Here is a 25352-nt window from a genome sequence, read left to right as displayed (position 1 = left end):
CGGCACGGGAGCCGGATCCGGCTCCCGTGCCGGCGCCGGTGGCCCTGGGCAAGGTGGAGCTGGACAGGCGCGGCGCGGCCACGATCTCCCTCGACAAGAGCGACCCGGGCGTCGTGGTCACCGCGACCCTGGAGTGGGACGGCGGCACCCGCGCCGAGGACGCGGCCGACCTCGACCTGTACGCGCTGTACGTCCCGGCCGACCGGGTGCGCCGCGCCGTGGGCGACGCCGAGCGGGACGCGGCCGACGAGGAGAGCGGGGCGGACCCGGCGACGGGGGCCGTCTACTGGAACAACCTCGGCGCGCTCGCCGCCGAGCCGTACCTGTGCCTCGACGGCGACGCCAGGGACCCGGGCGTGGAGACGGTCCGCATCCGGCGGCCCGACCGGCAGGGCTACGTACTGGTCTGCGCGTACAGCGCCGTGGGCAACGGCACCGGCAGCTTCCGCAGTTTCGGCGCGAGGGCCGTGGTCACCGACGGTCGGGGGTCGACGGTGGTGGCCCCGCTGTTCTCGGACAACGAGTTCTCCTACTGGGTGGCCATCGCCCTCGTGGACTTCACCGACCCGCGGGGAGTGCGGATCAGCCAGGTGGAGGAGTACGGCGCCCGGGACTCGGAGAGCCGCCCGATGCTCTACGCCGACGGGGTCGTGACGATGGACCGCGGGCCGGTGGAGTTCAAGGACCTCTGAGGCCTTCGCGCGTACGCCGCCGCCCCCGGCCGGGAAGGCCGGGGGCGGCGGCGTACGCCCGTGCGGGCGGGAGCGGGGTCAGCCGACCTTCGCCGGCTCGGCGACGGGCTCGGCGGCCGGTGCGGGCGCGGACTGCTCGACCACGCGCGGGCCCTGACGGCCGCGCAGCCCGAACCGGCCGATCAGGGCGACCAGGGCGAAGGCCGCGGCCCCGATCCAGAAGGTGAGGGTGAAGCCGGACTCGGCGGGCAGTGGCGGCACGCCGGCGGGGAGGTGCTCGATGGTCTTCGACGCCAGGATGGTGGTGACGACCGCGCTGCCGATCGCGCTGCCGGTGGAGCGGGAGATCGAGTTGATGCCGTTGGCGATGCCGCTCTGGTGGTGCGGGACGCTGGACATGATCACGGCGGGCATGGCCGCGTAGCCGAAGCTGACGGCCGCGCCGACGACGATCCCGGCGCCGATCACCGACGCGGTGTGGGCGTGGTCCAGGGCCAGCCAGGCGAAACCGACGGCGCCCAGCGCGGCGGCGAGACCGAGCGCGACGCGCGGCCCGCGGTGGCGCACCAGCTGCCCGCCGACGGGGGAGGCGAGGAGCGAGACGATGGCGCCGGGCAGCAGGAACTGCACGGAGGCGCGCAGGATCGAGGCGTCGAAGCCGTAGCCGGTCAGCGCGTGCGGCATCTGGACGAGGTAGGAGACGCCCAGGAAGTTCGCGAACATCCCGAAGCCGACGAGGACGCCGGCCAGGTTGGCCATGAGGACCGGGCGGTGGACGAACATCCGCATGTCGACGAGGGGCTCGCGCACCTTGCGCTCGACCAGCACCCACAGCGCGGTCATGACGGCGGCGCCGGCGAAGCCGCCGAGCGTACGGGCCGAGGCCCAGCCCCACTCGTGTCCCTGCGAGATGGGCAGCAGGAGCAGCAGCAGGGCGATGCCGAGGGTCAGCGCGCCCAGGAAGTCGGTGCGTCCGCCGGTCTTGTGGCGGGTGGCCGGGACCAGGAACACGACGGCGAGGAGCGCCAGGGTCGCGAAGCCGGTCGCCATCCAGAAGGCGTCGCGGTAGTCGGCGTCCGAGCCGGACGTCAGCAGGCCCGTGGCGACCAGGGCCAGGCCGCTGCCGAAGGCCAGGGTGCCGCTGACCAGCGCCATCGCGCCCGGGAGCTTCTGCGGGCGGACCTCCTCGCGCAGCACGGACAGGGCCAGCGGGAAGATCGCGGTCGCGGCGCCCTGGAGCACGCGGCCCAGGATCAGCAGCGGCAGGGAGGTCGCGAGCGCGGCGACGACGGAGCCCGCGACCATCACGCCGAGGACGGCGACCAGGGTGGGCTTCTTGCCGTGCTGGTCGCCGAAGCGGCCGAGGAGCGGGGTGAAGACGGCGGCGGACAGCAGGGTGGCGGTGGTCACCCAGCTGACGTTGGCGGTCGAGGTGCCGAGGTCGGTGCGGATCAGGCCCAGGATCGGTACGGGCAGGGTCTGCATCATCGACACGACCATGGCGGCGAGGCTCAGGGCGAAGACGATGACCGTCTCGTTCCTGCTCCTCGCGTCGGAGGGGGCGGATGCGGGGGAACTCATGGGCTGACCGGACCTTCGATGGGTGCTGGGGGAGGGGGGAGGGGCACTGGGTCCCGGGTGCTTCAGGACGCAGATGGTTGATGTCATCAAGTTCTTCGAAGGTAGACATCAATAGTTAAGGTGGTCAAGTAAACAATTGATAATGTCAAGCACCCGGAGTAGGCTCGGGGCCCATGAGCACCACCTCACCGCGGACGTCGCAGGCCCCCACGAAGCTCCAGCTGCTGGAGCTCCTCGCCGCGATCGGCACCGCCCAGTGGCGGGACTTCGCGGCCGCCGCCGCCCGGTACGGACTGACCTCCACGCAGGCCAGGGTCCTGGCCCAGCTGGAGGGGCCCGTCCCGATGCGCGGCCTCGCGACCCTGCTCGTCTGCGACGCCTCGAACGTCACCGGCATCGTGGACCGGCTGGAGGCGCGCGAACTGGTGCGCCGGGAGCCCTCGGCGGTGGACCGTCGGGTCAAGAACGTCGTGGCGACCGACGTCGGCCGTGACGTCATCCGTCGGGTGCGCGAGGAGATGCAGGCCACGCACGGCGCGCTCGACACCCTGGACGCGACGGAGAGCGCCACCCTCTACGCCCTGCTGGAGCGGCTGCGCCCCACGATGGAGCGCGACTCCGACGCCTGATTCCCGCGCGGGGTCGGCCGGTGCGATGCCGCCGGGGCCGCGCCCCGGCGTGCGGCGTCGGGGGTCTGTCAGTCCTGCGGCGCGGCGGCGTCGAGGGCGGCCGTGAGGCGGCCGAGGCGTTCCTGGAGCTCGCGGATCTCGCCCAGCTCGAAGCCCGTCGCCGCCGCGATGCGACGGGGGACCTCCACCGCGCGGTCCCGCAGTGCGGCGCCCTCGTCCGTCAGTACGGCGTGGACGGACCGCTCGTCCTCGGTGCTGCGCTCGCGACGGACCAGTCCCGCCGCCTCCAGCCGCTTCAGCAGCGGCGAGAGCGTGCCCGAGTCCAGGCGCAGGTGCTCCCCGAGCCGCTTGACCGGCAGCGTGCCGTGCTCCCAGAGCACCAGCATCACCAGGTACTGGGGGTAGGTCAGTCCCAGATCCTTCAGGACCACCCGGTAGAGCCCCCCGAAGGCGCGGCTCGCCGCGTTGAGCGCGAAGCAGATCTGCCCGTCGAGGCGGAGGAAGTCCTGGTCGCGGAGGGTTTCGGCGGGCTGCTCGGTCATGTCGTCCAGTGTACCGGAGCCGCCTTGCGAGCGATTCAGTTGTGCACAATTGAATTGTGTGCTCTAGTTGTGGTCGAGGGTCCGGCCGCACCGGCCGGCGGCCCTCCCGCCATCCCCCTCCCTCCGGAAGGACCTCCCATGGACGCGCTGTACACCGCCGTAGCCACCGCCAACGGCCGCGAGGGCCGCGCCGTCAGCACCGACGGCCAGATCGACCTCGCGCTCGCCATGCCCCCGGCGCTCGGCGGCAACGGCCAGGGCACCAACCCCGAGCAGCTCTTCGCCGCCGGATACGCCGCGTGCTTCTCCAGCGCCCTGGGTCTCGTCGGCCGCCAGGCGAAGGTCGACACCAGCGAGGTCTCCGTCACCGCCGAGGTCTCCATCGGCCAGGACGGCGGCGGCTTCGGCCTGGCCGTCACCTTGCGCGTCGAGCTCCCCGAGTCCCTGGAGGGCGAGACCGGAGCCCTGCTCGTCAAGCAGGCCCACGAGGTGTGCCCCTACTCCAAGGCCACCCGCGGCAACATCCCCGTCGAGCTCGTCGTCGAGTAGTCCGGACGACCCGATCCCGCGCGACGCACGGCCCGAAGGGTCCGCCCCGACCCCCTCACGCCGTGCGTCGCGCGGCCACCGCGGCGCACGCGGCGGCCAGGGGCAGTTCCGCCGCGAGGGCCATGGCCAGTGCCGCGCCCCGACCGTCCGTACCCATCGAGGTCGTGACGTCGAACCAGGCGTCCGCCACCAACAGCGCGGCCGTCGCCGCCGCGGCCGGCGCCGCACGGGGATCCCCGCCGCGCAGCAGCAACCCGGTGGCCGTCAGCCCGACGGCGAGCATCGCGTCCAGACCGATCCACGCGGTGGCCCAGTGGGACACCCGCGCCGTCTGCGGCATCGTCACCGCCAGTACGCACATCCACGGCAGCAGGGCCACGCCCGCCCCGGTCAGCACCGCGGCGAAGAGCGGCGGGCGCGGGGCGCGGACGCGGCGAACCGGCGGACACGGGGTGGTGGTGAGGCTCACGACGGGACTCCTTCCGGCCCGACGGTCCGTCCCCCGGGCACCCCCCAACCCTCCCCGCCGAGCGGGCGAAGATCAGTGGCCCGGCGGCCCGAACCCGGGGTGGTGCCAGGTACACCCCCGACCGGGTCCCCGCGTGATGGCATGACCCTGACCAGGGCGTATACCGTGGACGCATGGCACAACCCGGCGCGCCGACACGTACCTTGACCTGGATCGTGGCGCACACCCCCTGGTCGCGTTGGGCGCGGCGCAACACCGCGTTCGCGGTCGCCGCGATACCGCCCGCCCTCCCGCTCGTGGCGGGCCTCCTGCTGTCGACGATCGCGCCCGGCCCCGGCGTCGTCCCGCTGCTGCTCGTCCTCGCGCTGCGCCCCCTGCTGACGGGCCTCCAGCGCAGTCGCCTGCGGTCGCTGCTCGACCTCGACGTGCCGCCCGTAACGCGCGCCCACCCCTGGCACACCGTCGCCGGACTCACGGAACGGCTGCGTTCCGACGCGACCTGGCGCCAGTACGGCTACCACCTGGCGGTCAGCCCCCTCGCCGCGCTCGCCGGCGCCGTCCTCGTCCTCCTGTGGGCCGGGGGAGCCGTCTGCGCCGGCGTGTACGCCTGGTCCTGGGCGCTGCCCCAGGACGGGAGCGCCGGCGACCCCGAGGCCTGGGCGGCGCGTGCCGACCTGCTGACGCTGATCGGAGTGTCGGCCCTGCTCCTCGCCCCCTGGACGGCGGCGGCCGCGGCCCGCCTCGACGCGGGCGCGGCGGCCGCCCTCCTGGGCCCCAACCGGTCGCGCGAACTGCTGCGGCGCGTCGAGGACCTGGCCGAGAGCCGGGCCGGCGTACTGGACGCCGCCGACCTCGAACGGCGCCGCATCGAACGGGACCTGCACGACGGGGCGCAACAACGCCTGGTCTCCCTCGCGATGAACCTCGGCATCGCGCGCGCCACCCTGACCGGGCTGCCGCCCGAGGCCAGGGCCGTCATCGACGAGGCCCACCGCGAGGCGAAGGAGGCCATCGAGGAACTGAACGACCTGGTGCGCGGGCTGCACCCGGCCGTCCTGGAGGACCGCGGGCTCGACGCCGCGCTCTCCGGCATCGCGGCCCGCGCCCCGCTGCCGGTCGAGCTGGTCGTCGACCTGCCCGCGCGGCCGGGGGCCACCGTGGAGGCCGTCGCCTACTTCGTGGTCTCCGAGGCCCTGGCCAACGTCGCCAAGCACGCCCGGGCCCGCCGGTGTTCGGTGCGCGTCACCCGCGTCGCCGCCGCCCGGGGGGACGTGTTGCGCGTCGAGGTCACCGACGACGGGGTCGGCGGCGCGGATCCGGCGGGCGGCACCGGCCTGATGGGCCTGCGCAAGCGCGTGGGGTCCGTCGACGGCACGATAATGATCGACAGCCCCCTCGGGGGACCCACCCTCGTCACCGTGGAGTTGCCGTGCGGGCTGTGATCGCCGAGGACTCGGTCCTGCTGCGCATAGGTCTGGTCAAGGTCCTCGAAATGGCCGGCTTCGAGGTGGCCGCCGAGACCGGGGACGCCGAGGGGCTGCTCGCCGCCGTCGAGGAACACCGGCCCGACCTCGCGCTGGTGGACGTCCGCATGCCGCCCGGCTTCACCGACGAGGGCGTGCGCGCCGCGCTCGTGATCCGCGGCCAGTACCCCGACACGGCGGTCCTGTTGCTCTCCCAGTACGTGGAGGAACGTTACGCCGCGGACCTGCTGTCGACGCGTTCCGGCGCCGGCATCGGCTACCTGCTGAAACAACGCGTGGCCGACGTGGAGGAGTTCATCGACGCCCTGCGGCGCGTCGCCGGCGGCGGTACGGCCCTCGACCCCCAGGTCGTCGCCCAGTTGCTGCTGCGCCGGGGCGGCGGCCTCGACCCGTTGGAGCGGCTCACGCCGCGCGAGCGCGAGGTCCTGGCCCTGATGGCGGAGGGCCGCTCCAACGCGGCCGTCGCCGCCGGACTCGTGGTGAGCGAGAGCGCCGTGGCCAAGCACATCAACAACATCTTCGCCAAGCTGGACCTGCCGCCGGCCGCCGAGGCCCACCGTCGCGTCCTCGCGGTGCTCCGTTTCCTGGACGGCACACCGTGACCGCGAGCGGCGCCGCCGGCCGGCTCGCCTGGCACTGCGCCGCGTGGCTGGGCGCCGCGCTCGTGATCGGCGCCGCGACCTGGTGGCTGGGGCCGCCGGGCGCCGTACGCGAGACGAGCCTGTACGGGGAGGCGTACGGGGACGGCGGCGGGCGGGCCGTCACGGCCCTGGAGGTCGTCGCCGGCTCGGCGGACGTGAGCCTGACCCCGCGCGGCGACGGCCCGGTCGGCTACCGGGCCGACTTCGCGTGGTCGCGCGGGGAGCCCGCCGTGGAGCGCAGCCGGCTGGGCGACACCCTGCGCCTGACCCCGCGCTGCGCCGGCCCCGCCGGGGCCTCGGCCGACCTCGGCTGTTCGATCCGGCTGACGGTGACCGTGCCCCCGGGGATCCCGGTGAAGGTGTCGGGGGGTTCGGGCCGGGTGTCCGTCACGGGACTGGAGGGTCCGCTCGACGCCGACGTGGACTCCGGCACGCTGACGCTGAGCGCGCTGCGGGGCCCCGTGCGGGCCCACGTCGGCACCGGGCGGCTGGTGGCCACCGGGTTGGCCTCCCCGCAGGCCGAGATCCGTGCCGACTCCGGTCGGGCGGACGCCACGTTCGAGGTCGCGCCCGAGCGGGTGACGGCCCGCGTGGGGGAGGGGCGGCTGGTGCTCAACCTGCCCGGGGAGGCGCGCTACCGGGTCCGGGACCGGGTGGGCGCCGGCCGCTGCGAGGTGGCGGACTCCCTGCGCGACCCCGCCTCGGCGCGGGTCCTGGACGTCGCCGCCGACGCCGGCCACGCCACCGTCGCCCACCGGGGCGCCCGGTCCTGACCCGTGGGGCCCGACCGGGTGGCGGGGCGGGCCCTGCGGGGCGGGGCCGACGGCGGCCGGTCGGGCGGTGCGCGAGGGGCCGTCGAGCGGTACTCCAGCCGCGCTCCGGAGAACTGGAGGACTCCTGGTGTCCGGGCGGACCGTAAAGGCGTCGAAAATGCGCCGGATCACGGCCCGCCCGGGAATGGAAAACCAAAGGAAAACGCTGCGGCAATTCCCGCCGCATTCGCTCAGACGATGTGGCGACCGCCGTCCACGGTGAGGACGTCCCCGGTCGTATAGGCCGCGTTGACGAGATACAGCGTCGCCTCCGCGACGTCCTCGGGCGTGCCCACCCGGCGCAGCGGGGTGTTCTGGGTGATCCAGTCGCGCGAGCTTTCCCAGACCTCCTCCGCGTCCTCGTACCAGGGGGTGTCGATCAGGCCCGGCGCGACGGCGTTGACGCGGATCGAGGGGCCGAGTTGGGAGGCCAGCAGCCGGGTCATGTGGTTGACCGCGGCCTTGCTGACGGCGTAGGGGATCGAGCTGCCCAGGGCCCGGGTCGCGGAGACCGACGAGATGTTGACGATGGAGCCGGATCCGGATTCCCGCAGGTGGGGAACGGCTGCGGTGATCATCTGCCAGGCCCCGACCAGGTTCACGTCGAGGATCTCCCGCCAGGCGCCGGCGTCGATCGCGTCCAGGTCGTCGAGCGGCACGAAGCGCGTGACGCCCGCGTTGTTGACGAGGACGTCGAGCCGGCCGTAGGTCTCGACGGCCGTCTCCACGATCCGCCGCGCGTCGGCGGCCTCCGAGACGTCGCCCCGGACGTAGACGGCCTCCGGGAGCGCGGCGGCCAATTCCTCTCCCGCCTTCACGCTGTGGGTCGAATTCACGACCACGCGCATTCCCTCGGCGGCCAGTCGCTGCGCGATCGAAGCGCCGATTCCCGAAGAAGAACCGGTGATCAGGGCGACTCGAGTCTCGCTCATCTTTCCTCCTGCTGATAATCCGGCGTATTCCGAAGAACGCCCGTTGACGAATTGGGCGTCCGGATCCTAACGTATCGCATGACGGAAGCAGATTTCCACTATGCGGAATTCCGGAATAAAGGGGGAGTCATGGGATCGGACGAGATCCATACCGCCGGCGCGGACGGCCCGAAGCGCGGCGTCCACCGCCTCGTCGCCGCCCGCGTGCGCCTCGCGCCCGACGCGGTGGCGACGCGGGAGGCCGTCGGCGGAACGGAACTGACCTACCGGCAGCTCTGGCGGCGCTCCGGAGCCCTCGCCGCCCGGCTCACCGCCCTCGGCATCGGCCCCGGAGACCTCGTCGCCCTCGAACTGAACCGGGGCAACGACCTCCTCGTGGCGCTCCTCGGCGTCACGCGCTCCGGAGCCGCCTACCTCCCGCTCGACAGCCACGCCCCCGCCGACCGCGTCGCACTCGTCCTCGACGACGCCGCCGTCCGCGCCGTCATCACCGGCACCGGCCCGAGCCGCCGCGAACGGCCCCTGCGCGCACCCGAGTCCGCCCTGCTCCTGACGCTCCCCACCGGCGCCGACGCCGAGACGGACCACTATGCCGACCCGGACCTCGACGACGAGAGCCCCTGCCACGTCGGCTACACCTCCGGCTCCACCGGAACCCCCAAGGGCGTGGTCGTCCCGCACCGCGCCGTCCTGGACCTCGTCACCGCGCCCGTGCACGGCGACATCACCGCCTCCGACCGGGTCGGCCAGCTCGCCAACCCGGCCTTCGACGCCTTCACCTGGGAGGTGTGGGGAGCGTGGACGGCGGGCGCCACCCTCGTCGTCCTGCCCTCCGTGGTCGAACTCGACCTCGAACGCTGGACCGCGCTCCTCGCCGAGGAGGGCGTCACCACCGCCCTGCTCACCACCTCGCTCTTCCACATGGTGGCCCGCGAGGCGCCCGGAGCCCTCGCCCCGCTGCGCGGCCTGCTCGTCGGCGGCGAGGCCCTGGACCTCGCCGCGACCCGCGCCGTCCTCGCCGCCGGCGGACCGGGCCGACTGACCAACATCTACGGCCCCACCGAGACCACCGTGCTGGTCACCTGGTTCGACTGCACCGAGGAATCCCTGCGCGGCCGCACCCGCGTCCCCATCGGACACCCCGTGCGCGGGGCCGAACTGCACGTCGTCGACGCCGACCTGAACCCCGTGGCTCCCGGCGAGTCCGGCGAACTCCTCGTCGCCGGGGCCTCGGTGACCTCCGGCTACCTGGGCCGCCCCGAACGCACCGCCGCCGCCTTCCTCCCGCACCCCGACGGCCCCCGCTACCGCACCGGCGACCTCGTACGCCTGCTGCCCGACGGGACGTACGACATCCTCGGCCGCGTCGACCGGCAGGTGAAACTGCGCGGCTTCAGGATCGAGTTGGAGGAGGTGGAGCGCGCGGCCGCGGCCACCGGCCTCACTGGCGCCGCGTTCGTCGAGAAGAGCGGCGAAGGGCACACCGCCCTCCTCCTCGGAGCCTTCCTCGCCGACCCCGACCACCCCGGGGGCGCCGAGGCCCAGGGGTGGGAGCTGGCCGAGGCCCTCGCCCGCACCCTCCCCTCGTACATGCTCCCCGCCCGCTGGCTGCCCCTGCGCGAACTGCCCTACGGCACCACCGGCAAGGCCGACCGCGCCCACATCCGACGCCTGCTGGAGCAGCCGGCGACCCCGGACGGGGCCGGCGCCCGGTCGGCGGCCCCCGCACCGTCGGCGGCCCCCGCGCAGGAGGCCACGCCCGCACAGGAGGCCGCCCCCGCCCCGGACACCGGCGCGCGCCCCGCCGACCCGCTGGAGGCACGGATCGCGGAGGTCTGGGCCGAACTCCTCGGCGTGCGCGACATCGCCCCCGACGACGACTTCATCGGCCTCGGCGGCAACTCCATCCTCGCCACGCAGACCGCGTTCCGGCTCTCCGAACGCCTCGGCGTCCCCCTCACCCCCACCGACGTGCTGCTCGCCACGGACCTCGCCGACCTCGCCGGGCGCCTGCGCGAACGGTGATCCGCCCCGCCCGGGGCACGGGGCCGACACCCCGGTCCTCCTCGGGCCCCGCACCCCCAGGCCCCCTCCGCGCCGACGCGCGCCCGACGTGCCCGCCGCCGCGCGCACCGGACCCCGGCAGCCCTCGAAAGGCCACCCCCATGGCACCCTCACGCCCCGCCGCCCCCGAACGCAGGGGGGCCGCCACCGCCCCGCTCTCCCTCGCGCAGGAACGCCTCTGGTACATCCACCGGAGCGCTCCCGCCTCCGCCGTCTACAACGTGCCCCTGCTCACCCGTTGGCGCGAGCGCGTCGACCCGACCGCCCTGCGCGCCGCGCTGAGCGCCCTCGTCACCGCCCACGAGGTCCTGCGCACCACCTACGGCACCGTCGAGGGCCGGCCCGTCCAGTTCGTCGCCGCCCCCGGCCGGCCCGTCGCGCTGGAGGTGATCGACCGCCCCGCGCCCGAGGACGACGAACTCGCCGCCCGCGCCCGCGCCCCCTTCGACCTCACCGTCGACGCGCCCCTGCGCGCCACCCTGTGGCAGGACCCCGACCCGGCGGCCGGCCCCGGAACGCTCCTGATCACCGTCCACCACATCGCCGTGGACGGCTGGTCCCTGCCCGTCCTCTACGGAGCCCTCGCCGCGGCCTACGACCGGGCCCGCTCCGGACTGTCGCCCGCGCTGCCCGAACCCCCCGTCCAGTACGCCGACTTCGCCGTCTGGGACCGGGCCGGGGACCGGGATCCGGAGCCGGTGCGCAGGATCGGGGAACGCGCCGCCGCCCTGCTCGACGCGGCCGCCGCCGATCCCACGCTCGGCGTCGCGCCCCCGCGCGCCCGCGTCCCCGACGGGGACCGGCGCGGCGAGGAGGTCCGCCTCACCCTGCCCGCCCCGCTGGTCACGGCCGCCGAAACCCTGGCCCGCGAGCTGCGGGTCACCCCGTTCGTCGTGCTGTTCGCCGCCTTCCAGGCCCTCGTCCAACGCTGGAGCGGACAGGCGGAGTTCCTGCTCGGCACCGTCGCCGCCAACCGCCCGCACCCCGCCGTCGCCGACCTCGTCGGCTTCTTCGTCAACACCGTGCCGCTGCGCTGCGCCCCCGACCCCGACGGCACCTTCGAGGAGCTGTGCGCGGGCTCGCGGGCCGAGGCCTTCCGGGTCCTGGCCCACCAGGAACTGCCCTTCGACCGGCTGACGGCGGCCGTGGCGGAGGCCCGGCACACCGCGGCCGGCGGCACCGAGGCCGCCGGCTCCGCGACGGCCCGTCCGGCCGCCCTGGCCGAACTGGGCTTCGTCCTGCAGAACTCCCCGGCCCCCGACCCCGAGGGCCGCCACCCCTGGGAGCCGCCCACCCTGCTGCCCACCGGCACCGCCAAACAGGACCTCTCCCTGGTCCTGGAGCACACCCCCGACGGCGGCCTCCTCGCCACCGTCACCTACGACACCGGCCGCTACACCGAGAGCACCGCCCGCCACTTCACGACGGGATACCGGGCCCTGCTGGCTGCCGCCGTGGCCGCCCCCGCCACCCCCCTGCGGGAGCTGCCCGTCACCGAACGCCCTGCCCACGCGCACCCGTACGGGATCCTCACCGGCGACGCCCCGCACCCCGGACCCGCCACGGCCACCCAGGCCCTGGAGGAACGCCTCGCCGCGATCGGGACGACCGCCGACGCCGACCGCACGGCCGTCCGGAGCTCGCACGGCACCCTCACCCTGGGCGAACTCGACACCTGGACCCGCGCCATCGCCGAGCGGCTGCGCGCGGACGGCGTCGGACCGGGCCACCACGTCCCCGTCCTCGCCGCGCGCGGCCCCGCGCTCGTCGCGGGCTGGCTCGGCGTGCTGCGCGCCGGCGCCGCCCTCGTGCCCCTCGCCCTGGACACCCCCGCCGCCCGCGTCGAGTTCGTCCTCGCCGAGACCGGCGCCGACACGGCCCTGGTCTGCGCGGAGGGCGCCGCCCTGCTCGCCGGCCTCGACACCGCCGTCGAGCCCCTGTCCCTCGACGGACTCCGCGCCCGACCCGCGTCGCACGGCGGCGCCCCCGCCCCCTTCACCCCCGCCGCCGTCGGCCCCGAGGACGTCGCCGCGCTCCTCTACACCTCCGGCACCACCGGCCGCCCCAAGGGCGTGCGGATTCCCCAGCGCGGGCTGCTCAACACCGCCCTGTGGTGGGCCCGCGACTGCGCGCTCGGCCCCGAGGACCGGCTCCTGCTCACCGCCGGCACCGCCTTCGACCCGGCCCCGTACAACGTCCTGGAGGCCCTCCTGGCCGGCGCCGAACTCCTCGTCGCCGACGACCTCGAACGCCGCGACGCCCGCGCCCTGCTCGCTCTGGTCCGCGGCCCCCGGGGCGCCACCGTCGCCGGCTCGATCACCCCGAGCCTGCTGCACGCCATGCTGGAGGCCGACCGGGAACACCCCGGCGCCGACCACGACCGCGATCCCGACGCCGCGAGCAGCCTGCGCGCCGTCTACTCCGGCGGCGAAGCCCTCCCGCGCCGCCTCGCCGCGGACTGCGCCGCCCGCTGGGGCGCCCGGATCGTCAACGTCTACGGCCCCACCGAGGCCTCCTGCAACAGCACCCACGCGTCCGTCGACCCCGACGACGTCCGCCCGCCCGCCATCGGCGTCCCCCTGCCCGGCACGCGCGCGTACGTCCTCGGCCCCCGCCGCGAGGAACTGCCGCCCGGCGTCCCCGGCGAGCTGTACGTGGCGGGCGTCGGCGTCGCCCTCGGCTACCTCGACCGGCCCGAACAGACCGCGAGCGCCTTCCTGCCCGACCCGTGCGGGACACCGGGCTCCCTCATGTACCGCACCGGCGACCGGGTCCTGCTCCGCGAGGACGGCCGCCTCGTCCACCTCGGCCGGGCCGACGACCAGCTGAAGGTCCTCGGCATCCGCATCGAACCGGGCGAGGTCACCCGCCTGATCGAGGAACACCCCGCAGTCACCGCCGCCGCCGTCACCACCGCCGGGAACCCGCCCGCCCTCGTCGCCCACGTCGAACTGGGCGCGGAGCCCCCCACCCGCGAGGAGCTGCTGCGCCCGCTGCTGCGCTGGCTGCCCGCCGCGGTCCTGCCCGCCGAGGTGTACGTGGTGGACGCGCTGCCCCGCACCGCCAACGACAAGGTGGACCGCGCGGCCCTCGCCGGCGTACGGGGACGCCCCCTGCCCCACGAGAGCGCCCCCGACACCGCGCTCACCCCCGCCCAACGACCGGTGGCCGCGCTCATGGCCGCCCACCTGCGGGGCGTCGACCCCGAACGGCTCGCCCCCGGGGCCGACTTCTTCACCCTCGGCGGTCACTCCCTGCTCGCCGTCCGCATGCTCGCCGAGGCGGAGCGCCGCTGGGGGAGCGCGGTACCCCTGCGGGCCTTCCTCGCCGCACCCACCGTCGCGGGCTTCACCGAGGCCCTGGAGCACGCCGCCGCCTCGCGGGCCGACGGGTCCGCCACCGCCGTCCGGCCGATCGACCCCGCCGCCGCGCACCCGGGCAGCCCCGTACAGCAGCGGCTGTGGGTGATGGACCGGATCACGCACCTGCGCACGGCCTACCTCGCCCCCGGCGTGGTCGAGATCGACGGCCCCCTCGACCGCGAGGTGCTCCGCGAGGCCCTCGCCCGGGCCCTGGCCCGCCACCCCGGCCTGCGCTCCCGCTTCACCCTCGACCCCAGGGCCCGCAAGGTCTTCTACCGCACGGACGGCGAAGCGCCCGAGGCCGTCCTGATCGACGGCTCCGACTGGCCTCCCGCCCGGATCGAGGAGGAGGTCGCCGCCCTGTGCTGGACCCCCTTCGACCTCGCCCGCCAGGCGCCCGCCCGAGGGGCCGTGATCGCCCTCGGCGACGAGCGGACCCTCCTGGTGATCGGCGTCCACCACATCGTCTCGGACGGCTGGTCCCTGGACCTGCTGCTGCGCGACGTCGCCGCCCTGACCCGCCACCTCGCCGACGGGGCGCCGCTCGCCCTGCCCACCCCCGGCCACCCGGCCGCCGCGACGCCCGAACCGCAGGCCCCGGCCGGTGCCCCCGCCGCGTACCTCGACACCCTGCGCGGCGCCCCGACCGACATCGCCCTCCCGTACGACCGTCCCCGGGGCACCGCCCAGACCATCGAGGCCGACCGGTGCGAACTGACGCTGCCCGCCGACCTGTCACGCCGGCTCACCGAGCTGACCGCGCCGCTCGGCGTCACCCCGTTCATGCTGGCCGGCGCGCTGCTGGCGACCGTCCTCGCCCGCCGGGGCGGCGGCCGCGACTTCCTCTTCGCCTTCCCGTGGGCCGGCCGCGACGGCGCCGCCCACGCCGAGACCGTCGGCATGTTCGTCAACACCCTGCTCGTCCGCGCCGACCTCCGCGACGACCCCGGCCGGCGCCGGCTCCTGGAGCGGGTGCGGGAATCCGCCCTCACCGCCTACCGGTACGCCGACACCCCCTTCGACTCCCTCGCCGCCGCCCTGCACCCCGACCGCGACCTCGGCAGGCCCGCCGTCACCCCCGTCTACCTCGGCGCGGCGGACACCGCCCCGACCCCACCGGCGCCCACCGCCGCCACCCGCGCCCGGTACCTCGTACCGCCGCGCCTGAAGGCCAAGTACGAACTGGAGCTCACCGTCACCGGCGGCTCCCCGGGCACCCCGCTCGGCTTCTCGCTCACCCACCTCACCGCGCTCTTCGACGCGGCCACCGCCGAGGGCCTCCTCGCGGACCTGGCCCGCGCCGCCGAAGAGCTGCTCACCGACCCGGAGGCACCCGTGTTCACCGAGACCCCCCTCACCGAGACCACCACCACCGACCCGGCCCCGGCCGCCGCGGACGGTCCGCGGGACCTGACCGACACCGTCGCCGCCCTGTGGGCCGAGGTGCTCGACACCCCCGACGTCGAACACGACGTGAACTTCTTCGAGGCCGGCGGCGACTCCATGCTCCTCATGGTGCTGCTGGAGCGGATCGGCGAGCTGACGGGCCGCGAACCGGACGCCGCCGACCTCTTCGAGCACAGCACCGTCGAGGCGCAGGCCGCCTTCCTCGAAGGCCTCGCCCCCACCGGCGGCAGCCTCACCGGCTCCGGGGAGCACGCGGCATGAGCGGCCCCGAAGACCGCAGGATCGCCGTCGTCGGGGCGGGCTGCCGCCTCCCCGACGCCTGGAGCCCCGAGGAGTTCTGGCGCCGGCTCGCCGAGGGCCACGTCAGCGTCCGCGACCTCGACCGGGAGCGGTTGCTCGCCGCCGGACTGACCCCGGAGGTCCTCGACGCCCCGGACTACGTCGCACGGGCGGCCGGCATCCCGGCGGCCGGGGACTTCGCGGCCGCCTTCTTCGGCTACTCGCCGGCCGAGGCCGCCGCCACCGACCCGCAGCAGCGGATCTTCCTGGAGGCCTGCTGGCAGGCCCTGGAGTCCGCCGGGCACGCCCCGCGCGGCGGACGCCTCGTCACCGGGGTCTTCGCCGGGGGCAGCCCCAGCACCTACATGGCCGCCCTCCAGGCCTCCCGGGCGCTCGCCGACGGGGTCATGGGCGCCGTCGACGACGTGGCCCTCCACCTGGGCGGGCTCGGCGACTTCCTGCCGTCCCGCGTGGCCTACAAACTCGGCCTGCGCGGCCCCTCGATCGGCGTCCAGACCGCCTGCTCCTCCTCGCTGACGGCCGTCCACTACGCGGCGCTGTCCCTGCTGGCCGGGGAATGCGACCTGGCCCTCGCCGGCGGGGCCTCCGTCAACGAGCCCCTGCTCGGCTACCGCCACCGCCCCGGCGGACTCCAGTCCCACGACGGCTACTGCCGCCCCTTCGACGCCCGTTCCACCGGCACCTCCTTCAGCTCCGGCGTCGGCGTCGTCGCCCTGCGCCGGCTCGCCGACGCCCAGCGCGACGGGGACCCCGTCCTCGCCGTCCTGCACGGCACCGCCGTCGGCAACGACGGCTCCGCCCGCTCCGGCTTCACCGCGCCCAGCCCCGCCGGGCTCGCGGACGTGGTGGCCCGGGCCCTGGAGGTGGCGGGCGTACGCGGCGACCAACTGCGCTACGTCGAGGCGCACGGCTCCGGCACCCCGCTCGGCGACCGGATCGAACTGCGCGGGCTGACCGCCGGCCTGCGGGCCCGCGCCGCGTCCGACACCGACGCGCCGGACGCCGACGCGCCGGACACCATCGAGCCCCCGACCGGCTACTGCGGACTCGGCTCGGTCAAGGCCAACATCGGGCACGCCGGACCGGCCGCCGGCATCGCCGGACTGCTGGCCGCCGTGGCCGTCGCCCGGACCGGAGAACTGCCGCCGCACCCGATGTTCGAACGGCCCCGCGATCCGGGCGTCCTCGCCGAGAGCCCCTTCACGATCTCGGCCGCCCCCACGCGCACCGCCGACGCGCCCTACGTCCTGGTCAACTCCATGGGCCTGGGCGGCACCAACGCCACCGCCGTCCTCGGCCCGCCGCCCGCGCCCTCGCGCGTCCCCGCCCCGGAGCGGGAGACCGTACGCCTGGTCCTGTCCGCCCACGACCCCGCCACGCTCGCCGAGGCGGCGGACCGGCTCGCCGACGCCCTCACCGCACCGGACGCCCCCGCCCTCGGCGACGCCGCGCACACCCTGCGCGTCGGGCGGACCGCGCTGCCCCACCGCAGGGTCGTCACCGTCCCCGGCGCCGACCCGCGGGCCGCCGCCCGCGCCCTGCGCGCCCCCGCCGAGGCCCCGGCCCCGGGTGCCAGGCCCCTGCGCAAGGTGGTCCTCGTACCGCCCGCACCCGGCGGGGCGGCGGGGCTCGTGGCGCGGCTGACCGCAGCCCTGAAGGGGAAGGTGGAGGTCGACCCCGGGCCGGGCCGGCCCCGGCGCGCGGACCGCTTCACGCTCCACCTCGGACACGGCGTCAGCGGCCCGGGCCACCACGCGCTGGCCCTGGACGCCGCCGGCGACGCGGGGGACGAGGCCGTCGAGGAGGCCCTCACCGCCGCCTGGGCCCACGGGGCCGACGTGGACTGGGAGGCCCTCGCCGGGGACACCGGCCGGCGCGTCCGCCTGCCCACCCACCCCTTCCGCCGGGACACCCACTGGGCCCTCGACACCCTGCCGCCCCTCGCGGCCCCACCGGCGGCCCCGCCGGCCGCGACACCGGTGGGCGGGGACGCAGGCGCGGACGCCGGCGCGGACGGCGTCGCGGACGGTGTGGAGGGCGAACTCCTCGGCATCTGGCGCGGGGTGCTCGGTCACCCCGGGCTCGGCCCCGACGGCGCCTTCGGCCTGTACGACGGGGACTCCCTCGCCGCCCTGCGCATCGAGGCCGCCGTCCAGCGGGCCTTCGGCGTCGGCGTGGACGTCTACCGGGCGGGCGGGGCCCAGGCCACCGTCCGCCGGATGGCCGCCCTGGTCCGCACGGCCACCACTGCCCCGGCCGCCTCCGGTCCGGCCGCCCCGGGCCCGGCCGGTGTCGACGCCGGGGCGTCCGCGCCCACCGAGGCCGCCCTCGTCGACGCCGACCTCGACCTGGACCTCGGCGCGCCGGCGGCGGCCCGCACCGCCACCCCCCGCCCCCGCGCCGGCGACACCCTCGTCACCGGCACGGGAACCCTGCTCGACACCTTCGTCCTGCACGAACTGCTGCGCGCCGGCGACGGATTCGTCCACTGCGTGGTCCCGGCCGCCGACGAGGCCGCGGCCCGCGCCCTGCTGCGCGAACGCGCAGCCGCCTGCGCCCTGCCCGAGCCCGACCCGGCGCGGCTGCGCCCCCTGCCCCACCCCGCCGGCGGCCCGTACCCCTACGACGCCGACCTCGCCGCACGCGTCACCCGCGTCGTGCACAACGCCGTGCCGGACGCCACCGGCGACTACGCGGCGGTGCGCGAGCGGGCCGTACCCCCGTTCGCCGCCCTCCTCGCCTGGATGCGCGGTCACGGAGTCGAGGACCTCGTCCTGCTCTCCACCCTCGACGCCTGCGGCTCCGGCCTCGGCGCGGACACCCCGATCGAGGAGACCCGCGCACAACCGCTCACCCCCGGGGCACCGGGCCCGGCCGTCGCGGCCTGGGTCGGCGAACGCCTGGCGGAGCGCGCCGAGCGGGACGGACTGCGGGTACGGGTCTTCCGTACGGGCCTGCTGCTCGGCGCCGACGGAACGGGCGCCTGCGACCCCGACCAACCCCTGTGGCGGCTGCTCGCCGGCTCCCTCGCCACCGGCCTGCGGCCCGAGGGGGCGGACGACCGGCCCCTGCCGGTCGCCCCCGTGGACCTGGCCGCCCGCGCCGTCGTCGAGCTGGCCCCGCAACCGGCCTCCGAAGGCCGCGCCTACCACCTCGTGGGCGCGGAACCCGTCACCCGCCGGCGCCTGTTCGAGCTCCTCGACGCCGCCGGCCTGCCCACCGAACCCGTCTCCCGGCGGCGCTGGCAACGCGAGGTCGCGCTGCGCGCCCTCGCCCGGGAGAACACCGCCCTCGACCCGCTGGCCACCCGCGCCCTGGAACGCCACGCGCCGCCCGGCGGCGCCGTCGAGGCCCAGGCCTGGCGCCCCTGGCTGCGGCGCGGCGGCCACGACCCGGCCCCCACCGGCCTGGCCCTCCTCGCCGGCCTCGGCCACGCCGCCGCCCACCGCGCGACCTACGCCGAACTCCTCGCCCCGCACGCCCCCGCCCGCACCGCGTCGACCGGAACGGATCGCTGAGATGACCTTCACCGACACCACCCTGTACGGCTGGTTCGCCCGCTCCCTCGCCGACTACCCCGACGAGCCCGCCCTGGAGGTCCACGGCGACACGTGGACCTACCGCCGGCTCGACGAACGCGCCACCGCCGTGGCCGCCGCCGTGCTCCGCGCCAACGGCGGCGCCGCCCCCGCCCGCGTCGCCCTGCTCGCCTCCCGCACCCTGACCGCCTTCGCCGGCTACCTCGCCGCCCTGCGCCTGGGCGCCACCGTGACCCCGCTCAACCCCGGCTACCCCGTGGCCCGCAACCGCGCCGTGTGGGAACTGGCCGGCGCCGAGGTGCTGCTCGCCGACAGCGCGGGCGCCCCGCAACTCACCGCCCCGGAGCGGCGGATCGCCGTCCTGACCCTCACCGACGAGGAGACCGCCGCCCTGCCCGCGACCGACCCGCGCGCCCTCCCGCCGCGCACCACCGGTCCGGACGACGTCGCCTACGTCCTGTTCACCTCGGGCTCCACCGGCCGCCCCAAGGGGGTCCCGGTCCGCCACCGCAACCTCGCCCCGTACATCGAGCACAACATCGACCGCTTCGAGGTCGGCCCCGGCGCCCGCGTCTCGCACACCTTCGACCTCACCTTCGACCCCTCCGTCTTCGACCTGTTCGTCACCTGGGGCGGCGGCGCCACCCTCGTCGTCCCCCAGCGTGCCGAACTCCTGGAACCGGTGCGCTACGTCGTCGAACGCCGCATCACGCACTGGTTCTCGGTGCCGTCCGTGGTCTCGGTCTCCGCCCGCCTCGGCAAACTGCCCGCCGGACTCGCCCCCGACCTGCGCCACGCCGTCTTCATCGGCGAGCAGCTCACCACCCGCCAGGCCCGCCTGTGGCACGAGGCGGCCCCGAAGGCGCGGATCGACAACGTCTACGGCCCCACCGAACTCACCGTCGCCTGCACCGAGTTCCGCCTCCCCGAGAACCCGGAGGACTGGACCTCGACCTCCAACGGCACCATCCCGATCGGCCCCGTGTACCCCTTCCTGGAGCACGCCGTCCTCGGCCCGGACGGGCTGCCCGCCGAGGAGGGGGAACTGGTCGTACGCGGCTCCCAGCGCTTCGACGGCTATCTCGACCCCGCCGACAACGCGGGACGCTTCGTGTCCTGGGACCCGGGCACCGGCCGCCCCGCCGTCGAGCACCGCGGCGAGGGCCCGCTCACGGCCGGGCACTGGTACCGCACCGGCGACCGCGTCCGGTACGAGCACGGCACCCTCGTCCACCTCGGCCGCCTCGACACGCAGGTCAAGGTCCGCGGCTACCGCATCGAACTCGGCGAGATCGAGGCGGCGCTGCGCGACCACCCCCACGTCGCCGACGCCGTCGTCCTCGCCGTACCCGGCCCGGACGAGACCGAACTCGTCGGCGTCCACACCGGTACGCCCGCGAAGGCCACGGACGTCATGCTGTGGCTGCGCAAGCGGATCCCGGTCCACATGGTGCCCCGCCGCTACGAGCACCTCGACGCCCTGCCGCTCAACGCCAACGGGAAGATCGACCGGCCCGCCCTGACGGCCCGCTTCACCCACGGGCCGGCGGGAGCGGCCCGATGATCCGGCTCCTGCACGACCTGCGACCGCCGCCGGGCGTCGTGCGCGTCCTCGCCGTCAGCAACCTCGCCCGCACCGTCGCCAACGGCTTCCTGCTCTCCGTGAGCGTGCTCTTCTTCATCCGGGCCGTCGGCATCGACTCCGAGCGGGTGGGCCTCGGCCTGACCGTCGCCGCCGTGCTGGCGATGCTCGTCAGCATCCCGGCGGGCCGGCTCTCCGACCGGCTCGGCTCGCGCAACACCTCCGTCCTGTTCGGCGCGGCCCAGGGCGCGGCCGTCTGCTGCTACGCCCTGACCGGCGGCTTCACCGGCTTCCTCGTCGTCGTCGCGCTCTCCGCCATGGCCGACGCGGGCGGCGCCGCCGCGCGCGGCGCCCTCATCGCGGAGGCCGTGCCGGCCGCCGAGCGGGTGCGCGCCCGCGCCTACCTCCAGTCCGTCATCAACGTCGGCCTCGCGGTCGGCACCCTGCTGGGCGGCCTGGCGCTGGCCGGGGACTCCGGCGCCCTCTACCGGTGGCTGCTGGCCGGCGCGGGCCTGCTGTTCACCGCCGCCGCCCTCCTGTGCCTGCGGCTGCCCCGTACGAAGGCCCCCGCGGCGGGGGCCGCCGGCGGTCCGCGCCGCAACGTCCTGCGCGACGGCCCGTTCCTGGCGGTGTCCGTCCTCAACGCGGTCCTCGTCCTCGGCACCGACGCCCTGCTGACCGTGGCCCTGCCCATCTGGATCACCGAGCGCACGGACGCGCCCGTCTCGATCTTCGCCGCACTCGTCTTCGTCAACACCGCCCTGTGCGTCCTGTTCCAGGTGCGGATGAGCAGGGGCGCCGAGGACGTCACCGGAGGCGCCCGGGCGATGCGCCGCTCCGGGATCCTGCTCGCGGTGTGCTGCGCCGTCTTCGCCCTCTCCGCCGGGCAGCCCGCCTGGGTCGCCGCCGTCTGCCTGGTGGTCGGCGCGGTGGTGCACGTGTGCGGGGAGATGTTGCACTCGGCGGGTTCCTGGGCGCTGTCCTACGAACTGGCCCCGCAGGACGCGCACGGCCAGTACCAGGGCATGTTCAACCTGGCCCAGCGCGTCGGCGGCGCGGTGACCCCGATCCTCACCACCGCCGTGATCATCGGCTGGGGCGCGCCCGGCTGGCTGCTGTTCGGCGCGCTGCTGCTCGCGGGGGGCCTGGCGACCCCGGCCACGGCCCGCTGGGCGGCCCGCACCCGCGACCTCCCACAGCCCGAAACCCCCCGAGCCACACCTGCCCCGGCCACGCCCGAGCCCCCGACCGCGACTGCGCCCTCGGCTCCGGCGCCGGCCTCGGCCGCGCCCACGGCGTCGGCGCCGGCCTCGGCCACCGCCCCCGCCCCCGTCCCGGCGGTGTCGTCCGCACCCGGCGGGGCCACCGCGGCGGTCGGGCAGCGGCCGGACACCGTCACGGCCTGACCGGCCGAGGCCGCGGCCGGCGCCACCGCGTCCCGGAGCGCCCGCGTGCCCGGCCCCTTCTTCCACCCTCACGAACTCGGAGACCCTTCGGTGGACTTCAGCCTGTTCTACTTCGGCAACGACGACCCGGCCCCCGACGGCGCCGGCCGCTACGACCTCGTCCTCGACGGCGCCCGCTTCGCCGACACCCACGACTTCGCCGCCGTGTGGACCCCCGAACGCCACTTCCACCCCTTCGGCGGCCTCTACCCCAACCCCGCCGTGACGGGCGCCGCCCTGGCCGCCGCCACCAGCCGCGTCGCCATCCGGGCGGGGAGCGTCGTCGCGCCCCTGCACCACCCGCTGCGGATCGCCGAGGAGTGGGCGGTCGTCGACCACCTCTCCGCCGGCCGCGTCGGCCTCGCCTTCGCCTCCGGCTGGCACGCCACGGACTTCGCCCTGCGCCCCGAGGCGTACGAGAACCGCCGCGAGGTCCTCGTCGACACCGTCCGGCAGGTCCGCGGGCTGTGGCGGGGCGAGGAGGCCGAGGTCCTCGACGGAACCGGCGCCGCGCGCCGCGTGCGCTCCTACCCGCGCCCCGTCCAGGCCGAACTGCCCGTGTGGATCACCAGCGCCGGCGGCGCCGAGACGTTCCGTGCCGCGGGCGCGCTCGGCGCCGGCGTCCTGACCCACCTCCTGGGCCAGGATCCGGCCGACCTCGCCGAGAAGACCGCCGCCTACCGCGAGGCCTACGCCGCGCGCCCCGACGCGGTCCCCGGCGACCGGGGGCACGTCGTGTGCATGGTCCACACGCTGCTGGGGGAGGACGAGGACGCCACCCGCGAGCTGGTGCGCGAACCCCTCACCCGCTACCTGCGCACCTCCGTCAACCTGCTGCTCGCCTCCCAGGCCCACGGCGGCGCCCGCCGCCTCGACCCCGCGAAACTGCGCGACAAGGACCTCGACTTCCTCGCCGCCCGCGCCTTCGACCGGCTCTACGAGGACGGCGGCCTCCTCGGCACGCTCCCCAAGGCCGCCCGCCTCGTCGGGAGCCTCGCCGCCGCCGGGGTCGACGAGGTGGCCTGCCTCATCGACTTCGGCGCTCCCGCCAAGACCGTCCTCGACGCCCTGCCGCTCCTCGACGAACTGCGGAGGAACAGCGCATGACCACCACCGACACCACCACCACGCACGCGACCTCGAACGCGGTCACGGCCGCAGGCCCCGCTCCCGCCGACGGCCGGGACTTCCGCCGCACCGCCGGCCGCTTCCCCACCGGGGTCACCGTCGTCACCACCGTCGGCGCCGACGGCCGGCCGCACGGCACCACCGTCAACTCCTTCACCACCGTCTCCATGGACCCGTTCATGGTCCTGGTCTCCCTCGCCCGCGGCTCCCGGCTGCACGACCAGGCCCTCGACGCCTGGAGCTTCGCCGTCACCGTCCTGGCCGAGGAACAGCAGGCGGACGCCCTGTGGTTCGCCGACCGCTCCCGCCCCACGGGGGACGCCGCCTTCACCGGCCGGGCCCACCGCCCCGCCCCGCACTCCGGCGCGCCCCTGCTCCTCGGCGGCGTCGCCTGGTTCGACTGCGCGGTCGCCGAGGCCCACCCGGCGGGCGACCACACCCTCCTCCTCGGCCGCGTCCACTCCTTCGGGGTGCTCTCCGACCGGCCCGCCCTCACCTTCGCCGACAGCCGCTTCACCCCGTCGGGAGCCCTCTCATGACCCGCGTCTTCATGTTCCCCGGCCAGGGCTCCCAACGCCCCGGCATGGGAGCCGCGTTGTTCGACCGGTTCCCCGAGCGGGTCGCCGAGGCCGACGAGGTGCTCGGCCATCCCGTCCGCGCCCTGTGCGAGGACCCGGCCCGACTGGAGCGCACCGAGTTCACCCAACCCGCCGTCTACGTCGTCAACGCGCTGGCCTACGAGGCCGCGCGCGAGGACGCCCCCGCACCGGACGTGGCCATCGGCCACAGCCTCGGCGAGTACAATGCCCTCCACGCGGCCGGGGTCTTCGGCTTCGCCGACGGCCTGCGCCTGGTCCTGGGCCGGGCCCGGGCCATGGCGGGCGTCACCGGCGGCGGCATGGCCGCGGTCATCGGCCTCGACGAGGCGGTGATCCGCCTGCTGCTGCGCCGGGCGGGCCTGGTCGACGTGGAGGTCGCCAACTGGAACACCGCCGACCAGACGATCGTCGCGGGCCCCCTCGCCGCCCTGGAGGAGGCCGCCGCCCTCCTGCGGGAGGCCGGCGCCCGCACCGTGCGCCGGCTCAAGGTCAGCGGCCCCTTCCACACCCGGCACATGACCCCGGCGGCCGAGGCCTTCGCCCCGCTGCTGGAGGCCGCCGCCCTGGAGGCGCCCCGCTTCCCCGTCGTGGCGAACCACACCGCCCGCCCCTACGGGGACACCGGGCCGCCGGCCGCCGTGCTGACCCGCCAGATCGACCACCCCGTCCGCTGGCGCGAGACCGTCGAAGGCCTGCTGGAGGCCGATCCCGACACCGAGTTCAAGGAGATCGGGGACAGCCAGGTGCTGACCCGGATGCTGCGCGCGCTGCGCGCGGAAGGAGCGGAAGCGTGAGCCCGACGCACCGGCGGACCGGCACCGCCGTCATCAGGCCGCGCCCGGTGGACGATCCGGAGCTGCGCCTGTTCGTCCTGCACCACGCGGGCGGCTCGCACCTGGCCTACGTCGACTGGGTCGAGCGTTTCCCCGAGGAGTGGGACGTGGTCCTGTTGGAGGCCCCCGGCCGCGGCCCGCTCAGCGGCCTCGCGCCGCACACGACGGTGGAGGGGCTCGCGGCCCGGCTGCGCGAGGACGTGGGTCCCTGGATCCGGGACGCCCCCTTCGCCCTCTTCGGGCACAGCATGGGCGCCCTCGTCGGCTACGAACTGTCCCGGCAGCTCGCCGAACGGGGCCTGCCCGCCCCCGTCTGGCTGGGCGTCTCCGCCTGCGAGTCGCCGTTCGAGGGGGAGCAGCCGGTGCCGGGGGAGCCGCTGCACCTGATGGAGGCGGCGCGGCTGCGCCGGGAGTTGGCCGCGATGGGCGGGCTGCCCACGGCGATCCTGGAGGACGACGACCTGTGGCGGCTCTACGAGCCGCGGCTGCGGGCCGATTTCCGGGCCGTGGAGACCTGGACCCCGCGCCCGCCCGCCACCGCCCGACTGACGGTTCCGGTGTCGCTGTTCGGCGGCGAGGAGGACCACGTCGTCACCCGCGAGCAGCTGACCGCCTGGACCGCCGGCGTCGACACGACGGTGGGGGCGCACTGGTTCCCCGGGGGTCACTTCTACTGGAGCGGGCGGGCCGCCGAGGTGGTCGGGCGGATCGTGGAGGAGGTGGACACGGCGGCCCCGGGCCTGCTGTCCGTCTGGTGAGGCG

General features: G+C 75.9%; 18 protein-coding genes and 1 pseudogene. 15 read left to right on the top strand and 4 right to left on the bottom strand.

The features are described 5' to 3' along the window. Positions 1 to 692 (top strand): annotated as a pseudogene (locus AB0D01_RS28080) (Tellurium resistance protein); the annotation flags it as partial. Positions 693 to 770: 78 nt separating this feature from the next. Here AB0D01_RS28080 and AB0D01_RS28075 read toward each other — a convergent pair. Beyond that, positions 771 to 2273, bottom strand: coding sequence for an MFS transporter (locus AB0D01_RS28075; RefSeq protein WP_363060023.1), 1503 nt, complete (start codon positions 2271 to 2273; stop codon positions 771 to 773). A 173-nt stretch (positions 2274 to 2446) separates the two neighbouring features. Between AB0D01_RS28075 and AB0D01_RS28070 the strand changes: the two genes are divergently transcribed. Further along, entirely contained in the window at positions 2447 to 2902 is a 456-nt protein-coding gene (locus tag AB0D01_RS28070) for a MarR family transcriptional regulator (RefSeq protein ID WP_363060021.1), read from the top strand. Between the two features lie 68 nt (positions 2903 to 2970). On the opposite strand, the gene AB0D01_RS28065 is transcribed toward AB0D01_RS28070, so the two are convergent. Further along, positions 2971 to 3444, bottom strand: a complete 474-nt coding sequence (locus AB0D01_RS28065) for a MarR family transcriptional regulator (RefSeq protein WP_363060019.1) — start codon at positions 3442 to 3444, stop codon at positions 2971 to 2973. A gap of 138 nt (positions 3445 to 3582) precedes the next feature. Between AB0D01_RS28065 and AB0D01_RS28060 the strand changes: the two genes are divergently transcribed. After that, complete coding sequence (locus AB0D01_RS28060; RefSeq protein WP_363060017.1) at positions 3583 to 3993, top strand: organic hydroperoxide resistance protein; 411 nt, start codon at positions 3583 to 3585, stop codon at positions 3991 to 3993. A 55-nt stretch (positions 3994 to 4048) separates the two neighbouring features. On the opposite strand, the gene AB0D01_RS28055 is transcribed toward AB0D01_RS28060, so the two are convergent. Next, positions 4049 to 4462: a hypothetical protein gene (locus tag AB0D01_RS28055; RefSeq protein ID WP_363060015.1), complete on the bottom strand. Its 414-nt coding sequence runs from the start codon at positions 4460 to 4462 to the stop codon at positions 4049 to 4051. A 173-nt stretch (positions 4463 to 4635) separates the two neighbouring features. Here AB0D01_RS28055 and AB0D01_RS28050 point away from each other — a divergent pair, with 173 nt between their 5' ends. From AB0D01_RS28050 to AB0D01_RS28040, 3 genes are read left to right on the top strand one after another with little or no spacing between them, the layout of a single operon-like run. Further along, on the top strand, positions 4636 to 5904 hold the full coding sequence (locus AB0D01_RS28050; RefSeq protein WP_363060013.1) for a sensor histidine kinase: 1269 nt from the start codon (positions 4636 to 4638) through the stop codon (positions 5902 to 5904). Then, a complete protein-coding gene (locus AB0D01_RS28045) occupies positions 5892 to 6548 on the top strand; it encodes a response regulator transcription factor (RefSeq protein ID WP_363060011.1) in 657 nt (218 codons plus the stop codon). Before AB0D01_RS28050 ends, AB0D01_RS28045 begins: the two co-directional genes overlap by 13 nt. Continuing rightward, positions 6545 to 7360 carry a hypothetical protein gene (locus AB0D01_RS28040; RefSeq protein ID WP_363060009.1) on the top strand — a complete coding sequence of 272 codons (816 nt, stop codon included), beginning with the start codon at positions 6545 to 6547 and terminating at the stop codon, positions 7358 to 7360. The genes AB0D01_RS28045 and AB0D01_RS28040 overlap by 4 nt, the downstream gene beginning before the upstream one ends. A 230-nt stretch (positions 7361 to 7590) precedes the next feature. Here AB0D01_RS28040 and AB0D01_RS28035 read toward each other — a convergent pair whose 3' ends face one another. Then, positions 7591 to 8331 carry an SDR family oxidoreductase gene (locus AB0D01_RS28035; RefSeq protein ID WP_363060007.1) on the bottom strand — a complete coding sequence of 247 codons (741 nt, stop codon included), beginning with the start codon at positions 8329 to 8331 and terminating at the stop codon, positions 7591 to 7593. 129 nt (positions 8332 to 8460) lie between these two features. Here AB0D01_RS28035 and AB0D01_RS28030 point away from each other — a divergent pair, with 129 nt between their 5' ends. From AB0D01_RS28030 to AB0D01_RS27990, 9 genes are all read left to right on the top strand, one after another. After that, positions 8461 to 10356: a non-ribosomal peptide synthetase gene (locus AB0D01_RS28030; RefSeq protein ID WP_363060005.1), complete on the top strand. Its 1896-nt coding sequence runs from the start codon at positions 8461 to 8463 to the stop codon at positions 10354 to 10356. A gap of 140 nt (positions 10357 to 10496) precedes the next feature. Beyond that, complete coding sequence (locus AB0D01_RS28025; RefSeq protein WP_363060003.1) at positions 10497 to 15425, top strand: amino acid adenylation domain-containing protein; 4929 nt, start codon at positions 10497 to 10499, stop codon at positions 15423 to 15425. Beyond that, the gene (locus AB0D01_RS28020) at positions 15422 to 18982 is read left to right on the top strand and encodes a beta-ketoacyl synthase N-terminal-like domain-containing protein (RefSeq protein WP_363060001.1); all 3561 of its coding nucleotides are present in this window, start codon (positions 15422 to 15424) and stop codon (positions 18980 to 18982) included. Before AB0D01_RS28025 ends, AB0D01_RS28020 begins: the two co-directional genes overlap by 4 nt. A 1-nt stretch (position 18983) precedes the next feature. Beyond that, positions 18984 to 20567 (top strand): amino acid adenylation domain-containing protein, encoded by a 1584-nt coding sequence (locus tag AB0D01_RS28015; RefSeq protein ID WP_363059999.1) that lies wholly within the window; start codon positions 18984 to 18986, stop codon positions 20565 to 20567. Further along, positions 20564 to 21991, top strand: coding sequence for an MFS transporter (locus AB0D01_RS28010; protein WP_363059997.1), 1428 nt, complete (start codon positions 20564 to 20566; stop codon positions 21989 to 21991). Before AB0D01_RS28015 ends, AB0D01_RS28010 begins: the two co-directional genes overlap by 4 nt. A gap of 90 nt (positions 21992 to 22081) precedes the next feature. Beyond that, positions 22082 to 23137, top strand: coding sequence for a MupA/Atu3671 family FMN-dependent luciferase-like monooxygenase (locus AB0D01_RS28005; protein ID WP_363059995.1), 1056 nt, complete (start codon positions 22082 to 22084; stop codon positions 23135 to 23137). Then, entirely contained in the window at positions 23134 to 23697 is a 564-nt protein-coding gene (locus AB0D01_RS28000) for a flavin reductase family protein (protein WP_363059993.1), read from the top strand. Before AB0D01_RS28005 ends, AB0D01_RS28000 begins: the two co-directional genes overlap by 4 nt. Next, positions 23694 to 24551 (top strand): acyltransferase domain-containing protein, encoded by an 858-nt coding sequence (locus AB0D01_RS27995; RefSeq protein ID WP_363059991.1) that lies wholly within the window; start codon positions 23694 to 23696, stop codon positions 24549 to 24551. Before AB0D01_RS28000 ends, AB0D01_RS27995 begins: the two co-directional genes overlap by 4 nt. Then, positions 24548 to 25348: an alpha/beta fold hydrolase gene (locus AB0D01_RS27990; protein WP_363059989.1), complete on the top strand. Its 801-nt coding sequence runs from the start codon at positions 24548 to 24550 to the stop codon at positions 25346 to 25348. The genes AB0D01_RS27995 and AB0D01_RS27990 overlap by 4 nt, the downstream gene beginning before the upstream one ends. Positions 25349 to 25352 lie beyond the last annotated feature (4 nt).

It is taken from the genome of Streptomyces sp. NPDC048606 (genome assembly GCF_040650855.1).
GTDB lineage: Bacteria > Actinomycetota > Actinomycetes > Streptomycetales > Streptomycetaceae > Streptomyces.
Note: the sequence above shows the minus strand (reverse complement) of the source record. Positions and strands in the feature narration are given on the sequence as shown.

What these genes read in the sequence shown, in the direction of transcription:
- AB0D01_RS28075 (WP_363060023.1), bottom strand. Translation starts at nt 2,273, where the DNA reads ATGAGTTCCCCCGCATCCGCCCCCTCCGACGCGAGGAGCAGGAACGAG.
- AB0D01_RS28050 (WP_363060013.1), top strand. Translation starts at nt 4,636, where the DNA reads ATGGCACAACCCGGCGCGCCGACACGTACCTTGACCTGGATCGTGGCG.
- AB0D01_RS28065 (WP_363060019.1), bottom strand. Translation starts at nt 3,444, where the DNA reads ATGACCGAGCAGCCCGCCGAAACCCTCCGCGACCAGGACTTCCTCCGC.
- AB0D01_RS28060 (WP_363060017.1), top strand. Translation starts at nt 3,583, where the DNA reads ATGGACGCGCTGTACACCGCCGTAGCCACCGCCAACGGCCGCGAGGGC.
- AB0D01_RS28030 (WP_363060005.1), top strand. Translation starts at nt 8,461, where the DNA reads ATGGGATCGGACGAGATCCATACCGCCGGCGCGGACGGCCCGAAGCGC.
- AB0D01_RS28035 (WP_363060007.1), bottom strand. Translation starts at nt 8,331, where the DNA reads ATGAGCGAGACTCGAGTCGCCCTGATCACCGGTTCTTCTTCGGGAATC.
- AB0D01_RS28000 (WP_363059993.1), top strand. Translation starts at nt 23,134, where the DNA reads ATGACCACCACCGACACCACCACCACGCACGCGACCTCGAACGCGGTC.
- AB0D01_RS28015 (WP_363059999.1), top strand. Translation starts at nt 18,984, where the DNA reads ATGACCTTCACCGACACCACCCTGTACGGCTGGTTCGCCCGCTCCCTC.
- AB0D01_RS28025 (WP_363060003.1), top strand. Translation starts at nt 10,497, where the DNA reads ATGGCACCCTCACGCCCCGCCGCCCCCGAACGCAGGGGGGCCGCCACC.
- AB0D01_RS28020 (WP_363060001.1), top strand. Translation starts at nt 15,422, where the DNA reads ATGAGCGGCCCCGAAGACCGCAGGATCGCCGTCGTCGGGGCGGGCTGC.
- AB0D01_RS27995 (WP_363059991.1), top strand. Translation starts at nt 23,694, where the DNA reads ATGACCCGCGTCTTCATGTTCCCCGGCCAGGGCTCCCAACGCCCCGGC.
- AB0D01_RS28010 (WP_363059997.1), top strand. Translation starts at nt 20,564, where the DNA reads ATGATCCGGCTCCTGCACGACCTGCGACCGCCGCCGGGCGTCGTGCGC.
- AB0D01_RS28070 (WP_363060021.1), top strand. Translation starts at nt 2,447, where the DNA reads ATGAGCACCACCTCACCGCGGACGTCGCAGGCCCCCACGAAGCTCCAG.